The organism is Amycolatopsis sp. NPDC001319 (assembly GCF_042896185.1).
Classification (GTDB): domain Bacteria; phylum Actinomycetota; class Actinomycetes; order Mycobacteriales; family Pseudonocardiaceae; genus Amycolatopsis.
Map to the genome: position 1 here is coordinate 363,946 of NZ_JBIAWY010000010.1, position 14,018 is coordinate 377,963.

15 protein-coding genes are annotated in these 14,018 nt (G+C 72.3%); 6 read left to right on the plus strand and 9 right to left on the minus strand.

Features of this window, described 5'->3' with window-relative positions; all coding sequences use genetic code 11:
- The first annotated feature begins 31 nt into the window (after window positions 1-31).
- Window positions 32-829, plus strand: a complete 798-nt coding sequence (locus tag ACFY1H_RS35020) for a sensor histidine kinase (protein ID WP_386953625.1) — start codon at window positions 32-34, stop codon at window positions 827-829.
- Window positions 826-1,509: a response regulator gene (locus ACFY1H_RS35025; protein WP_386953628.1), complete on the plus strand. Its 684-nt coding sequence runs from the start codon at window positions 826-828 to the stop codon at window positions 1,507-1,509. Before ACFY1H_RS35020 ends, ACFY1H_RS35025 begins: the two co-directional genes overlap by 4 nt.
- On the opposite strand, the gene ACFY1H_RS35030 is transcribed toward ACFY1H_RS35025, so the two are convergent.
- The 4 genes from ACFY1H_RS35030 to ACFY1H_RS35045 form a co-directional block, all read right to left on the minus strand.
- A complete protein-coding gene (locus ACFY1H_RS35030; protein ID WP_366578282.1) occupies window positions 1,506-2,402 on the minus strand; it encodes an LLM class flavin-dependent oxidoreductase in 897 nt (298 codons plus the stop codon). The genes ACFY1H_RS35025 and ACFY1H_RS35030 overlap by 4 nt on opposite strands.
- Window positions 2,403-2,619: 217 nt before the next feature.
- Window positions 2,620-2,865, minus strand: coding sequence for a helix-turn-helix transcriptional regulator (locus ACFY1H_RS35035; protein ID WP_366578712.1), 246 nt, complete (start codon window positions 2,863-2,865; stop codon window positions 2,620-2,622).
- Window positions 2,862-3,548, minus strand: coding sequence for a GntR family transcriptional regulator (locus ACFY1H_RS35040; RefSeq protein WP_366578283.1), 687 nt, complete (start codon window positions 3,546-3,548; stop codon window positions 2,862-2,864). The genes ACFY1H_RS35035 and ACFY1H_RS35040 overlap by 4 nt, the downstream gene beginning before the upstream one ends.
- Before the next feature lie 59 nt (window positions 3,549-3,607).
- Window positions 3,608-4,108 (minus strand): VOC family protein, encoded by a 501-nt coding sequence (locus ACFY1H_RS35045; RefSeq protein ID WP_366578284.1) that lies wholly within the window; start codon window positions 4,106-4,108, stop codon window positions 3,608-3,610.
- Window positions 4,109-4,213: 105 nt separating this feature from the next.
- On the opposite strand from ACFY1H_RS35045, the gene ACFY1H_RS35050 reads away from it, so the two are divergent.
- The 3 genes from ACFY1H_RS35050 to ACFY1H_RS35060 all read left to right on the plus strand — a co-directional run bounded on the left by ACFY1H_RS35050 (window position 4,214) and on the right by ACFY1H_RS35060 (window position 9,356).
- Entirely contained in the window at window positions 4,214-6,376 is a 2,163-nt protein-coding gene (locus tag ACFY1H_RS35050) for a thiamine pyrophosphate-dependent enzyme (protein WP_366578286.1), read from the plus strand.
- Window positions 6,377-6,410: 34 nt separating this feature from the next.
- Window positions 6,411-7,724: a dihydrolipoamide acetyltransferase family protein gene (locus ACFY1H_RS35055; RefSeq protein ID WP_386953634.1), complete on the plus strand. Its 1,314-nt coding sequence runs from the start codon at window positions 6,411-6,413 to the stop codon at window positions 7,722-7,724.
- Between the two features lie 147 nt (window positions 7,725-7,871).
- Complete coding sequence (locus ACFY1H_RS35060) at window positions 7,872-9,356, plus strand: metallophosphoesterase (RefSeq protein WP_386953637.1); 1,485 nt, start codon at window positions 7,872-7,874, stop codon at window positions 9,354-9,356.
- A 58-nt stretch (window positions 9,357-9,414) separates the two neighbouring features.
- Here the strand turns inward: ACFY1H_RS35060 and ACFY1H_RS35065 are convergent, their stop codons facing one another.
- The 4 genes from ACFY1H_RS35065 to ACFY1H_RS35080 form a co-directional block, all read right to left on the minus strand.
- On the minus strand, window positions 9,415-9,918 hold the full coding sequence (locus tag ACFY1H_RS35065) for a hypothetical protein (protein WP_366578291.1): 504 nt from the start codon (window positions 9,916-9,918) through the stop codon (window positions 9,415-9,417).
- Window positions 9,919-10,003: 85 nt separating this feature from the next.
- Window positions 10,004-10,267 (minus strand): hypothetical protein, encoded by a 264-nt coding sequence (locus ACFY1H_RS35070; protein ID WP_386953640.1) that lies wholly within the window; start codon window positions 10,265-10,267, stop codon window positions 10,004-10,006.
- 100 nt (window positions 10,268-10,367) lie between these two features.
- The gene (locus tag ACFY1H_RS35075) at window positions 10,368-11,450 is read right to left on the minus strand and encodes a winged helix DNA-binding domain-containing protein (protein ID WP_366578295.1); all 1,083 of its coding nucleotides are present in this window, start codon (window positions 11,448-11,450) and stop codon (window positions 10,368-10,370) included.
- Entirely contained in the window at window positions 11,447-11,983 is a 537-nt protein-coding gene (locus ACFY1H_RS35080; protein ID WP_386953642.1) for a DinB family protein, read from the minus strand. Before ACFY1H_RS35080 ends, ACFY1H_RS35075 begins: the two co-directional genes overlap by 4 nt.
- A 61-nt stretch (window positions 11,984-12,044) precedes the next feature.
- Here ACFY1H_RS35080 and ACFY1H_RS35085 point away from each other — a divergent pair, with 61 nt between their 5' ends.
- Window positions 12,045-13,022 carry a WYL domain-containing protein gene (locus tag ACFY1H_RS35085; RefSeq protein ID WP_366578299.1) on the plus strand — a complete coding sequence of 326 codons (978 nt, stop codon included), beginning with the start codon at window positions 12,045-12,047 and terminating at the stop codon, window positions 13,020-13,022.
- Here ACFY1H_RS35085 and ACFY1H_RS35090 read toward each other — a convergent pair.
- Complete coding sequence (locus tag ACFY1H_RS35090; protein ID WP_386953644.1) at window positions 12,976-13,830, minus strand: lysozyme; 855 nt, start codon at window positions 13,828-13,830, stop codon at window positions 12,976-12,978. The two genes, ACFY1H_RS35085 and ACFY1H_RS35090, sit on opposite strands and share 47 nt — an antisense overlap.
- Window positions 13,831-14,018: the final 188 nt, after the last annotated feature.

A 14,018-nucleotide genomic window follows, 5' to 3' on the forward strand; every position in this document is an offset into this window, starting at 1 on the left:
CGGACGCGGCGGCCTGGGAGAGTCTCCGGGTGTGTGGGAACTCGGGGTCGCGGCCGTAGCGTGCCTGGTCGCGGTGGTGCTGGCCGTGCGGCTGGTTCGCGCGCGGCGCGCGGCTGTGCGTGCGCTGGAGGAGCGCGGGTGGCTGCTGGAGCGGGAGCGGGAAAGCGCCGCGCAGCAGGCGGTCGACGCCGAACGCGCGCGGATCGCCCGCGAACTGCACGACATCGTGAGCCACAACGTGAGCGTGATGCTCGTGCAGGCCGGCGCCGCGCGGCTGGTGGTCGAGACCGAGCCCGCGCAGGCGGCCGAGGCGTTGCGGGAGGTCGAGACCGCCGGGCGCGACACGATGACGGAGCTGCGGAACCTGCTCGGCCTGCTCGCGCCGCCGGCCGACGGCGAGGAGCCGACCGACCTCGCGCCGCAGCCCAGTCTCGCGCGGCTGAGCCCGCTCGTCGACCGGATCGCGTTCGCCGGGCTGCCGGTGGAGGTGCGCGTGTCGGGCGAGCCGAGGTCGCTGCCGTCCGGAGTGGACTTGACGGCGTACCGGATCATCCAGGAGGCGCTCACCAACGCGCTCAAGCACGGCGACGGGGGAAAGGCCGAGGTGACGGTGCGCTACACCGACCACTACCTGCGGGTCGAGGTGGTGAACAGCGGGCCGAGCGTGCTCACGGGCGGCTCGGCCGCCGCGTCGTCTTCGCCCGGTGAGGGCCGCGGCTTGCTCGGGCTGCGGGAACGCGTCGCGGCCTTCGGCGGTGACCTCGACGCGCGGCGCCGGCTCGGCGGTGGGTTCCGCGTGCGCGCCCGGATCCCGCTGGAACGCCCGTGACCGCCCCGCGGGTCGTCATCGCCGACGACCAGGGCCTGGTCCGCACGGGCTTCCGCATGATCCTCACGGCCGGCGGCATCGACGTGGTCGGCGAAGCGGCCGACGGGCTGGCGGCGGTCGAGCTGGTGCGGGAGCTGCACCCCGACGTCGTGCTCATGGACATCCGCATGCCGGCCATGGACGGTCTCGAAGCCGCCCGCCGCGTCCTGGCCGACGACCCGCGCTGCAAGGTGCTGATGCTGACGACGTTCGACCTCGACAGCTACGTCTACCAAGCCCTCGCCGCCGGCGCGAGCGGCTTCCTGCTGAAGGACGTGACGCCCGAACACCTCGTGGCCGCCGTCCGGCTCGTCGACACCGGCGACGCGCTGCTGGCGCCCTCGATCACCCGCCGGCTGGTGGAACGCTTCGCCTCGGCCGCCGCTCCGGCTCCGGCCGCGGCCGTCCCGTTGCCACACCGCGACCTGTCCGCGCTGACCCCGCGCGAGCTCGAAGTCCTGGCGCTGCTGGGCCGCGGCCGGTCCAACACCGAGCTCGCCGCCGAGCTCACCCTGAGCGAGGCGACGATCAAAACCCACGTCGCCCGGATCTTCGCGAAGCTGTCCCTGCGTGACCGCGCCCAAGCAGTGGTGCTGGCCTACGAAACCGGCCTGGTCTCGCCCGGGGACCCGCCGGCCTAGCCCTCGACCGCCCGCCGGACGGCCGGGACGACGTCTCGCGCGAAGCGCAGCACCTGGTCGATCGTCTGGTGCTCCGGCCAGAAGACGAACGTCGTGAAGGGCAGTTCGGTGGCCGAGCGGGTCAGCAACTCGGCCCACTGGGCCGCGTCGCCGCGCACGGGTTCGGCGCCGGTGGTGACCCGCAGAGTGCCGGGCGCGTCGGTGATCGTGCCGACGATCTGGCAGATCCGGCGCACGTCCGACGGCCGGCGGCCGGCAGCGGTGGCGGCCTCGTCCAGGATCGTGTGGGCCGGACCCCACTGCTCGTAGGGCAGGTACGAGGGGATCGGCGCGGCCCAGCCGTCGGCGATCCGGCCGGTCAGGGCCAGCGCCTTCGGTCCCTGCGCGCCGGTCCACAGCTCGATCGGGTGCGCGGGCGCGGGCCCGGGCACGAGACCGTCCACTGTGTAGTGAACGCCGCGGTGGTGCAGCGGCCGCCGGTCGGCGCGCCAGATCGCCCGCATGACCTCGAACGCCTCCTCCAGGGCGGCGTTGGCCACGGCCCGCGAGCGCCGCCGGACGCCGAGGCGCTCGATGGCGTCCCAGTAGCCGCCCGCGCCGACGGCGAGCTCGAACCGCCCACCGGACACCAGGTCGAGCGACGCGGCGGCCTTGGCGAGCATCGCGGCTGGCCGCAGCGGCAGGTTCGTCACGTCGGGGAGCACGTGGATGCGGCGGGTGGCGGCCAGCAGGGCGCCCGCGAGCACGAAGGTGTCGAGGTACTCCGGCACGTACGGGTGGTCCTGGATGCCGAGGAACTCCAGCCCGTGCTCCTCCGCGGCCACCGCCAGCTCGCAGTGCGCGCCGACGTCGAGCGTCGGCACGAGCGAGAACCCGAAAGCCAGTCGAGTCATGACGGCACCCTTCCGGTCGAGGTGGTCACCTGTGCTGACTGTCATTGAGAGTGACCACTGTCGCGACGCAGCATACCGCGGGACACCGCGTCACTCCGGCGAGCTGAACGGCGCGTGCACCATCCGGACGCCGACGGCGGGCTCGCCCAGGTGATGCCGCGCGACTTCGAGCTTGAGCGTGCGGCGGGTCTCGCCCAGCTGCACCAGGGCGCGCTGATCAGCTTCTGCGGCGCCGGGAGCTCGCCGGCCACGGATCGGCCGTTGCCTGACGAGGGGTGGCCCTCCGCGCTTCGGCTCGTGCGCCGGCGGGGTCGACCAGCTCGTCCCCGGTCAGGTTCAGGTGCTGCACCAGCGCGTACAGCGACGCGACCGAGGGCCGGGCCTTGCCGTTCTCGATCCGGCTCACGAGGCTCACCGACACCCCCGCCTTGCGCGCGAGCGGGACACCGGGCCGGGTGTTCAGTGACCGTTAAACCCGTTTCCCGACGGGACGGGCACCGCGAACACCTCCGGGTGCTTCACCAATTCCACCCGCGTCCGGCGGATGTGCAGCTCCAGGATGCGCTCCGCCGAGGCGTGGTCGCGCTGGCGCAGCGCCTCGATGAGCAGGCGGTGCTCCGCGCGGATGATCCAGCTGCGGCGTTCGCCGGCCAGGCGCGTGAACGCCCGGCGGTAGTGCTGCGTGGTGTCCCACAGCCGGTTGAGGATGGCGGCGAGGTCGTGGGCGTCGTGGTGGCGGTAGACCGTCCAGTGCAGCTGCCGGTCGAGCACGAGGAACTCCTCGACGTCGTCCGTCTTCTCGATGCGGTCCTCGAGGGCTTCCAGCTCGTCGATGTCCCCATCGGACAGCCGGGGCGCGGATTCGGCCAGCAGCAAGGGTTCCAGCCGTTCGCGCATCTTGTACGACAGCTCGCACTCGCGTACGTCCATGGAGGTGACCCACGCGCCGGAGTTGGCGCGCAGGGTCACCAGCCCTCGGGACTCCAGGATGCGCAGCGCCTCGCGCACCGGCAGGCGGCTGGTGTGCAGCTCCTCGGCGAGCTCGTCCTGGATGATGCGCGTGCCCGGGGCGAGGCGGCCGTCGAGGATCCGCGCTCGCAGCTCGTCGGCGACGCGCTGGCTCGCGACACCCGCGGGTACGGCCACGCCCGTTCCTCTCGATCGAACGCCTCGCGGCGGTGGTCCCGGACTCAGCCGGACAAGGCTCAGTCGAACGCCTTCGGGTTGTGGTCGAAGGCCTTTCCGTTCGGATAGGACACTAGCTCACACTGCAGGCCCCACGGTGACAGGAAGTACACCCACCGCTGTCCTTCGCTCGCGCCGCTGCTGGTGGTCGGCTCGCCGAGCACGCGCAGGCCGCGGCGGTGCAGGTCGGCGACGGCGGCGTCGAGATCCTCCACGTACAGCGCGATGTGGTGCCCGCCGACGTCGGAGTTGCGCGGCGGGACGAGGTTCTGCTCCGGCGCCTCGTACTGGAACACCTCGAAGATCGCCAAGCCGGCGAGCCGGTAGAAGTGCAGACGCCGCATCACCGCCTTGTCGTCGACGCCGAGATGCTCGCTCATCCAGCTGTCGTCGTGCTCGTACGGTCCGAGCCGGTACAGGTATTCGCAGCCCAGTACCTCGGTGAAGAACTCGTGGGCCTGGTCGAGGTCCGGCACCGTGAGGCCGAAGTGGTCGACGCCCGTCACTCCGGGGATCGGCATGAGCACACCTCCAATGGATCCATTCACTTGCTTTTCATGGCTACTTGACGGCATAGTCTCCGTCAAGCCTTTCGCAATGGATCCATTCGAAGATGAGGAGCCCTGATGGCCACTCACGAGTCACTGGTCGCCGGCGCGCCCTGGATCCGCCTGCGCGCCACGCCGGAGGACTGGGACGAAGCCGCACCGGACCTGCTGCTGAGCCTGCTCGGGCGGGCGCAGTGGATCCGGTCGTTCGAGGAGTACGTGCTGGAACTCGCCGGCCAGGGCCTCGTGCACGGCCCGGCCCACTCGAGCATCGGCCAGGAGGGCGGCGCCGTCGGCTCGATCGCCCCGCTGCGCAGCGACGACTTCGTGAACGGCTCGCACCGCGGCCACCACCAGTTCCTCGCCAAGGCCTTCGGCCACGTCGCCCCGAAGCCCACCGGCCTGCCGGCGCTCGACGACGAGGTCCGCACGGTGCTGCGCCGCACGCTCGCCGAGATCTGCGGCCTGGCCGAGGGCTACGGCAGCGGGCGCGGCGGGTCGATGCACCTGCAGTGGCGCGAGGCCGGCGCGATGGGCACCAACGCGATCGTCGGCGGGGGAGTGCCGCAGGCCGCGGGCTTCGCCTGGAACCAGCGCCACACCGGCACCGACGCGGTCACCGTCACCTACTTCGGCGACGGTGCCGTGAACATCGGCTCGGTGCTGGAGACGTTCAACCTCGCCGCCGCGTGGAAACTGCCCGTCTGCTTCTTCATCGAGAACAACCAGTACGCGGTGTCCACGCCGGTCGACACGGCCACGGCCGAAACCCGGCTCTCCGCACGCGGCCTCGGGTTCAACATCCCGAGCTGGCAGGTGGACGGAATGGATCCCCTCGCCGTGCACCTGGCGATGAGCGAGGCCGTGGCCCACATGCGCGCGGGCAACGGGCCGACCATCGTCGAGGCCGAGGTCTACCGCTACTTCCACCAGAACGGCCCGTACCCGGGCAGCGCCTTCGGCTACCGCACGAAGGACGAGGAGAAGTCCTGGCGCGACCGCGACCCGATCGACCTGCTGCGCGGTCACGTCGTGCGCCGCGGCCTCGCCGACGACGACCGGCTCAAGGCGTTCGACGAAGAGATCACCCGGACGCTGCACGAGATCGGCGACAGCTTCCTCGAAGACGGCCCGGACGGCAAGCGCCGCATCAAGGACTCCGCCTGGCCGGACCCGGCGTTCGTCGACGTCGGCGTGCGCGGTGATCTGTCCGAACTGGACGGAAGCCGCTACGAGGAAGCCGAGTCCTTCAGCGGCGCGCTCAAGGAACGGCGCTTCATCGACACCGTGAGCGATGTCCTCGCCCGGCGGCTGGAGACCGACGAGCGCGTGGTCGTGCTCGGCGAGGACGTCGACCGGCTCAAGGGCGGCACCAATGGCGCCACCAAGAAGGCCATCGAAACGGCACCCGAGCGCGTGCTGGGCACGCCGATCAGCGAGAACGCCTTCGCGGGCCTCGCGGGCGGCATGGCCATCGACGGCCGGGCCCGCCCGATCGTCGAGTTCATGTACGCCGACTTCATGTGGGTCGCCGCCGATCAGCTGTTCAACCAGGTCGCCAAGGCGCGCCACATGTTCGGCGGGACCGGCAGCGTGCCGTTCGTGCTGCGCAGCAAGCTCGCCGCGGGCACCGGCTACGGCTCGCAGCACTCGATGGACCCGGCCGGTGTCCTCACCACGGCACCCGGGCTGCGGGTCGTGGCGCCGTCGAACCCGTTCGACTACGTGGGCCTGCTGAACACCGCGCTGGCCTGCGACGACCCGGTCGTGGTGCTGGAGCACGTGGACCTCTACGCCTCCACGGGCACCGCGCCGGTCGACGACTTCGACTACCGCATCCCCGTCGGCAAGGCCGCGCTGCGGCGCACGGGCGACGACCTCACCGTGATCAGCTACCTGTCCATGGTCGGGCACTGCCTCGAGGCCCTCGACGAGACCGGCGTGAGCGCCGACCTGATCGACCTGCGCTGGCTCGACCGCGCGAGCCTCGACTGGGACACGATCGAACGCAGCGTCCGCAAGACCAACCGGGTGCTGATCGTCGAGCAGGGCGCCATCGGCACCTCCTACGGCGGCCGGCTCGCCGACGAGATCCAGCGCCGCCTGTTCGACTGGCTCGACGCGCCGATCGAGCGCGTCACCGGCGGCGAGGCGTCGCCCAGCATCAGCAAGGTCCTCGAACGCGCGGCGATCGCGCGGACCGAGGAAGTGACCGCGGCGCTGCGGCGCCTGTCCGACTGACCGCAACTGCGACTGGCAGCGAGGAGTTCCAACGATGGCAACGCTGTTGCGGGTGCCCGAAGTCGCCACGGGGTCGACCGAGGCCGTGCTGAGCGAGTGGCTGGTGCCCGAGAACGAGGCGTTCGACGCCGGCACGGCACTGGCCGTGCTGGAGACGGACAAGGCGGCCGTGGAGGTCGAGGCCGAAGCCGGCGCGACCGTGCTGCGGCAGCTGGTGGACCGCGGGACGACGGTGGAGGTCGGCACGCCGATCGCCGTGCTGGGTGCCGTGGGGGAGGACGTGAGCGGGCTGCTGGCGGAGCTGGGTGGATCGGCTTCGGCTTCGCAGAACGGCTCGGCCCCGTCTGAGTCGGCCCCGTCCGAGTCGGCCGAGTCTGAACCGGCCGAATCTGAGCCGGTGCCCGCCGCGTCGAACGGGTCCCGTGAGCGGATCTTCGCGAGCCCCCTGGCGCGCAAGATGCTGAAGGAAGCCGGGATCGGGCTCGAAGCGGTGACCGGGACCGGGCCGAACGGGCGGATCGTGCGCAAGGACGTGGAGGCCGCGATCGCGCGAGCGGACCGGCCGGCGCCCGCCGTGCCACAGCCCGCACCGGTGCCGGCACCGGCTCCGGCGCCCGAAAAGCCCGTGGCCGAACCGGCGCCCGTCCGCCGTGAACCCGCGGCAGGCGCGTCGTTCACCGAGATCCCGCACACCCGGATCCGCCGCGCCATCGCGAGCCGGCTGACGATGAGCAAGCAGACGGTGCCGCACTTCTCCGTGCGGCGCACGGCGCGGATCGACGCGCTGCTGGCTCTGCGCAAGCAGCTCAACGAGGTGTCGCCGGCACGGATCTCGGTCAACGACCTGATCATCCGGGCCGTGGCCGTCGCGCACACCGAGGTGCCCGACGCCAACGTCATCTGGACCGAGGACGCGCTGCGCAAGTACGACTCGGTCGACGTCGGCGTCGCCATCGCGTCCGGGCGGGGCCTGGTCACGCCGGTCGTGCGCGGGGTCGAGAAGCTGGCGCCGAGCGCGATTTCGGGCCAGGTCAAGGGGTTCGCGAGCCAGGCCGACGAGGGCAAGCTCAGGCAGCACGACCTCGAAGGCGGCTCGATCGCGGTGAGCAACCTCGGCATGTACGGCGTGGACGAGTTCACGGCCATCATCAACCCGCCGCAGTCGTCGATCCTCGCGGTGGGCGCCGGGAAAGCCGGTGCCGTGGTGGTGGACGGCGAGCTGACCGTGGCGACGCAGCTGGCGCTCACGCTGGCGGTCGACCACCGCGCGATCGACGGGGCGCTGGCGGCTTCGTGGCTGGGCGTGCTGGTCGACGCGCTCGAACAGCCGCTGCGGCTCGTCGCCTGACCCGGCCCGGTTCCGCCCGCCCGACGTTCCGGCGGGCGGAACCGGGCCCGGTCGAGCACCCGGGAATCGGCCGACTTCCGAGTGTCGACACTTGCGTTTCTCCCTGGTGCGGTGTTCCGTTCAATGGGCGGCTTGAGCTTGCAGCGCATGCCTGCTTGCGATTTCACCCGCCGAGACCTGTTGCGCTGGACCGCGTACGCCGCCACGGCGGGTTCGACGACGTTGCTCGACCCCGCCCGCGCGCTGGCCGCGACCGACTCCCAAGGCTCGGGCCCGGTGACGCCCGTCAACCTCGAACTCGTGACGCTCGCGGAAGACCGCGCCGTGATCACGTGGTACACCGGCCGCGCCGGCACCGACGACGGGCTCGGCCGCATGGTCCCGGCCGACGCCGACGGCGAAGTCCGCTACGGCGCCAACCCCAACCGCCTCAACCGGGTCGCGCACGACATCACCGGTCACACCCCGTACCACTACGTCGAGCTGACCGACCTCGAGCCGGGCCAGACGTACTACTACCAGGCCCGTTCCAACGGCAAGCTCGCCGCGCCCACCGCGTTCACGCTCATCGCCGGCAACGCCGTGGGCACCACGGACCGCGGCCTCGGCACGACGGGACCGTTCGAGTTCAAGACGCCGCAGCCGCCGGAGGGCAGCCACCTGTTCTCGGTGGTGCTGTGCAACGACACCCACATGGGCGAGACGCAGGCCGGGCTCGTCGGCGGGCAGCCGCAGTACATCGGGATCTCTCAGGTGCCCGGGCTGCCGCCGTACCCGGAGGTGATGCTGGAATCGCTGGTGCAGGACGTGAAGCGCTTCGACCCGCGCTACCTGCTCGCCGCCGGTGACATCTCCTCCGAGGCCATGCCGACCGACCTCAGCCGTGCCGGGCACCTGCTCTCGCGCTTCGGCCGCTACCAGGAGGATTACTTCGTCACGCGCGGCAACCACGACCGCGCGCACATCGGCGACGCGTACTCGACCTGCCGCGTCGGGCAGTGGCAGGGCAACGACTGCTTCCACGACGCGTACTTCCCGCACACCGAGCGCACCTACTTTTCGCGTGACCTGTCCGGCCTGCACGTGATCGGCCTCGACACCTACGACAAGCCCGGCAACGGCGGCGACGCCGGCGGCCTGTCGCCCGAGCAGCTCGACTGGTTCCGTACCGACCTCAAGAAGCATCGCGACCAGCCGACGCTCGTGTTCGGCCACCACCCGCTCGTGATGCAGGACTCGGCGTTCCCGATCACCGCGGGCAGCTCCGTCGACGCCACCCAGGCCGCGCAGATCCTCGACTGGTACTCGCAGACCCCGGGCGTGTTCCTGCACCACGCGGGCCACACCCACCGCAACCACCGCACGATCAGCCCGACGGCCCCGCGCGTGACGCTGCAGGAAGTGGCCGCCGCCAAGGAATACCCGGGCGGCTTCTCAATCCTTCGCCTGCACACCCACGGTTACGCGCTGAACTTCTACAAGTCCCGCAGCGCACTCGCCCGCCAGTGGAGCGAGCGCAGCCGCCAGGAGATCATGGGCTACTGGCCGCAGTTCGCCTTCGGCAACACCGTGGGCGACCGCAACACCGTCGTCAAGCGCGACCTGACCGGCCTGAAGCGGCCGCACCACTGACGGAGGTCGGTGCCACTGCCGGGGTTTCCGGCGGTGGCACCGTCCTTTGTGGAGTTGTTCAGTGCCGGCCGGGACCACCGTGGCCGCTGTCGCCGCCGTGGTCGTCACCGGGCTCGTTGTGGCGCCCGTGGTCGTCCCCGGGCTCGAGGTGCCGGCCGTGGTCGTCTCCCGGCTCGACGTGCCGGCCGTGGTCATCGCCGGGCTCGACGTGGTTGCGGCTCGTTTCCGGGTGCGTGGTGGCGGTCGGCGGCGCGTACGTGGTCGACTGCGGTGCCCGGCCATCGGTCACCTGAGCCCGGGCATCCCGATCGTCCCCCGGCTCGACCCCCGTGCCCCCGCGCCGATCCCCGGGCACCACGGCCGCCGTGGTCCGGCCCCCGGCCTGCGGATTGTCCTCAAAGGACACAACTGCGGCCGGCCTCGTCGCGGGCTCCGGTGACCCCGCGGCCACCCCGCCCCACACGACCGCCGTCACGATCCCGGCGGCCGCCACCGTCCCCGCGGCCACCCCGATGACCCGGCGCCGGGTCCGCTGCGTGCTGTTCTGCGGTGAGTTCGTCATGTCCTCATCGTCACGCCGCCCCGGGGCCGGTCACCATCGTCCGGTGGTCCTAGTACCGCGGGGTCAGCGCGCTGGTGCTTGCCCCTCAGGACCCGGCCCGGATCGCGAGGCGGTGCCGGCGTCCGACAGCGATCGCGGCGACGCCGGTCAACGGGCCGGACCCGTCGGAAGACAGAACTGTGGCCGGAGCGAGGCTGTCGGTCGTGGTCCCGTTGCCGAGCATGCCGTCGAGGTTCGCGCCCCAGGCGAGCATCGTGGCTTCGGAAGTGCGAGCCAGGGTGACCTGGCCGTCGACGGCGAGCGTGGTGATCCCGGTGAGTGGCGTGGCCGTGCAGTCCGTTGCGCTCACAGCGCACACCGGCCCGGGGACGGCGCGGTCGGTCTCGGTGCCGTCGCCGAGTCCCCCGTTGCCGTTGAAGCCCAAACTCAGGCCACTGCGGCATTCGGCGTCACCTTTCGACGCGGACGCCCCGGTGTTCCCCGTCCGACAAGAACAACGCCACTGCCTCGCCTTCGTCGCAGACGGCCGCGCGCTCCGCCCGCGTCAGGCGGCGCAACGGGGACACCACCACCGTGCCCTCCTCGACGGTCCACGTCGCTGTGACGCGGCCGTCCACGAGGAGGACGCGGGAGCCCGCGACGGAGAGGTTGCGGTGGGCGTCGTCGACGATGCGGGTGCGGTCGGCGTAGCCGAGGAGGGCGTTGTCGAACGCGGGGAGGTAGCGGACGGGCGCCGGGGTGTCCGGGTCGGGCCGCGGGGCGTCGGGGAGGTCCAGCAGTTCGCGGCCGCGGTCGTCGCGGAAGGAGACGAGTTCGGCGCGCACCGAGGCGACCGCGGCGGGCAGCCCGGCGAGGCCGGACCACGCGCGCAGGTCGGCGGTGGCAGCGGGGCCGTACGCGGCGAGGTAGCGGCGGACCAGCTCGGCGCCCACGACGTCGTCCGGGGGAGCCGGGACGTCGCGGCCCAGCCAGGCGGACAGCGGCAGGTACCGCACGCCTGCCTTCTCGCGCCACACCCCGCGTGGCGGCAGCTGCACGACGGGCACCAGCGCGGCGACCAGCATCTCGCCCAGCGCGCGCGGCCCGGGCGCGGGCCAGCGGTCCGCGACGGCCCGGGCGAGCTCGGGCATGGACCGCGGTTCGCCGTCGGCCAGGACGGCGCGGCCCGCCGCGGCGAGCTCGGTGAGGTCGACGCCGTCGAGCTCGCGCCGGTACACGCCGAGGACGCGCTGGCGCAGCATCGCGTCGTGGCGGGTGCGCCAGGCGAGGGCGTCGTCGGCGGTGACGAGGTGCACGGTGCGGCGCATGAGATGGGTCCGGACCACCTGCCGCCCGACCAGCAGCTCCGACAGCTCAGTCGGGTCGAACCCCCGCAACCGCGACCACAGGCCCGTGAACGGTTCCTGCGGCTCCTGCGCCTGCAGCCCGCACAGGTGCGCGACGGCGTCGAGCGCGGGCAGGTCGGCGCGCTCCAGCAGCAGCTGGCGGGCGAGCGTCGCGCGGTTGAGCGCGCGGTTGCCCAGCAGGGTCACGACGCTTCGAGCGTCTCGCGCAGCAGATCGGCGTGGCCCGCGTGCTGCGCGGTCTCGACGATCACGTGCAGCAGGACCCCGCGCACACTGCGCTCGGCCCCGGCCTCGTGCCACGGCGCCTCCGGCAGCGGGTGCGTCGCCGCCAGATCGGGCACGGCGGTGACGATCTCCTCGGTCCGCGCGGCGACCTCGTCGTAGCGCTTCAGGATCGCCGCCAGCGTGTCGCCGGGCTGCATGCTGAACTCGGCCTGGTGCTCGATCGCCCACTTCGGGTACTCGCGCGCGGTCCCCGCCGCGAAATCGGCCCAGGTCACGCCCTCGGGCAGCTCGTAGCTCATCGCCGACGCGCCTTCGACGGCGAAACGCAGCCACTGCTCTTCCATCGACGCGACGTGCTTGACCAGCCCGCCGAGGCACAGCTCGCTGACGGTGGGGCGCTCGCCGAGCTGCTCGTCGGTGAGGTCGCGGACGCTCGCCTTCAACGTCTCCCGGGCCTCGGCCAGCTGGGTGAGGAGTTCGGTCTTTTCGCTCATGCCGTCATCGTGGCAGGGGTAGCGGACAGGATGTGGCCGCTTCGTCCGTCAGGATGAAACCGTGCCGAAGACTTCCGCCCGCCTGCTGGCGTTGCTCTCGCTGCTGCAGGCGCGCCGCGACTGGCCGGGCGCGGCGCTGGCCGAGCGGCTCGCCGTCAGCCCGCGCACCGTCCGGCGCGACGTCGATCGCCTGCGGGAGCTGGGATATCCGATCGTCGCGGCCAAGGGACCCGACGGCGGCTACCGCCTCGACGCCGGCGCGCAGCTGCCGCCGTTGCTGTTCGATGACGAGCAGGCCGTCGCGCTCGCCGTCGCCCTGCAGCTCGCGACCACCGCCGGCGCGGGCATCGAGGAGGCGGCCGCGCGGGCGTTGACGACCGTGCGCCAGGTCATGCCCGCCCGGCTGCGGCACCGGATCGACACTGTCCGCGTGACGGCGCTCGCCCGGCCGGGGCCGCAGGTCGGCGGCGAAGTGCTCGCCGCGCTGGGCGCCGCCGTCCACGCGAGCGAGGTGCTGCGCTTCGACTACCCGCCTGGCCCGGCGCCGCGGCGCGTCGAACCGCACCACCTCGTCGCCCGCGGCGGCCTCTGGTACCTCGTGGCCTGGGACCTCGACCGCGGCGACTGGCGCGTCTTCCGTGCCGACCGGCTCACGCCCCGCACGCCGACCGGACCGCGGTTCACCCCGCGCGAGCTGCCCGGCGGCAGCGTCGCCGCCTTCGTGACCAGCCGGTTCCAGGGCTCCGGCAACGGCTGGCCCTGCCGCGGCTCGGTGCTGCTCGACCTGCCCGCCGCGGCGGTGTCGCGCTACGCCGGGGACGCCGTCGTCGAGGAGGCCGGCCCGGACCGGTGCCGGCTGGAGCTGGGCTCGTGGTCGTGGGTTTCGCTGGCCGCCGCGTTCGGGCGGTTCGACGCGGACCTGGAGGTCGTCGGACCGCCCGAGCTGGCGGAGGCGTTCGAGACGCTCGGGCGCCGCGCTTTTCATGCCGGGGTCACGCTGCGGCGGCCGGCCCGCTCGCCAGTGCCTGAACCCGGTTGAACGGCCCGTTGTAGTAGTTCTGGTCGCCCGGCAGGCCGCCGGTGCGCGAGAACTGCCAGATGCTCTGCTTGTCCCAGCCCGCCGGCAGCTCGCCGATCTGCGGGGCGTAGCGGGCGAGCCACAGCGGATTCGTGTCGCCGAAGCGGTTCGTGTTGCCGGTGCAGCGTTTCCACCACGTGGTGGAGGTGTAGATCAGCGCGCTGCGGCCTTCCTTCGCGAGATAGGTGCGGGTGAAGTCGGCGATCCAGTTGGTCATGTCGGCCGGGCTCTTGCCGTAACAGGCGTCGCCGTACGGGTTGTACTCGATGTCGAGGGCGCCGGGCAGCGTTTTGCCGTCGCCGCGCCAGGCCCCGCCGTTCGCGATGAAGTACTCCGCCTGCTGCGCGCCGCCGGACACGTCGGGGCGCGCGAAGTGGTAGGCGCCGCGGATGATGCCGGCGGCGTGGGCGCCGTCGTACTGCGCGCCGAACTGCGGGTTGACGAATCCGGTGCCCTCGGTCGCCTTGACGTAGGTGAACCGCGCGCCCGCCCCGCTCGCGGCCTTCCAGTCGACGGCGCCGGTATGCCCGCTCACGTCGTGGCCGAGCGTCTGGTCGACGTCGGCCCGGGCCAGGTCAGGGCCCCTGTGCACCCCTTCGTGTGCCGCGATTTGCGCGCCCGCGTAGGTGTCCCCGGCGAGCGAGTAGTCGGCTGCCGGCGCGGCCGAGGCGGGCGCCGTCAGCAGCCCTCCCGGCACCAGCACCCCGACGACGATCAGCAAAGACCGCCGCCACCGGCCGCCACGGTCGTTTCCCGGCACTGTTCGCATTCCGGCTCCGATCCTGTCACGGGCAGGTCCGATGATCATCGTGCCTCCGGTGTGGACAGTTCGCGAGCCTTCTGTCACTCGATCGTGGAAAGCTCCACTGTGGACAGACCTGTAGCACCACGTCGCGGCGGACGTCGCCGTGGATGATCACCGGCGGATTCCGGGGCGGGCGTAAGCTGGCCGCGTCA

Excerpts from the sequence above, each read along its gene's own strand:
- ACFY1H_RS35030 (WP_366578282.1), bottom strand. The coding sequence starts at position 2,402 with ATGACTCGACTGGCTTTCGGGTTCTCGCTCGTGCCGACGCTCGACGTC.
- ACFY1H_RS35045 (WP_366578284.1), bottom strand. The coding sequence starts at position 4,108 with ATGCCGATCCCCGGAGTGACGGGCGTCGACCACTTCGGCCTCACGGTG.
- ACFY1H_RS35050 (WP_366578286.1), top strand. The coding sequence starts at position 4,214 with ATGGCCACTCACGAGTCACTGGTCGCCGGCGCGCCCTGGATCCGCCTG.
- ACFY1H_RS35055 (WP_386953634.1), top strand. The coding sequence starts at position 6,411 with ATGGCAACGCTGTTGCGGGTGCCCGAAGTCGCCACGGGGTCGACCGAG.
- ACFY1H_RS35060 (WP_386953637.1), top strand. The coding sequence starts at position 7,872 with ATGCCTGCTTGCGATTTCACCCGCCGAGACCTGTTGCGCTGGACCGCG.
- ACFY1H_RS35065 (WP_366578291.1), bottom strand. The coding sequence starts at position 9,918 with ATGACGAACTCACCGCAGAACAGCACGCAGCGGACCCGGCGCCGGGTC.
- ACFY1H_RS35080 (WP_386953642.1), bottom strand. The coding sequence starts at position 11,983 with ATGAGCGAAAAGACCGAACTCCTCACCCAGCTGGCCGAGGCCCGGGAG.
- ACFY1H_RS35090 (WP_386953644.1), bottom strand. The coding sequence starts at position 13,830 with ATGCGAACAGTGCCGGGAAACGACCGTGGCGGCCGGTGGCGGCGGTCT.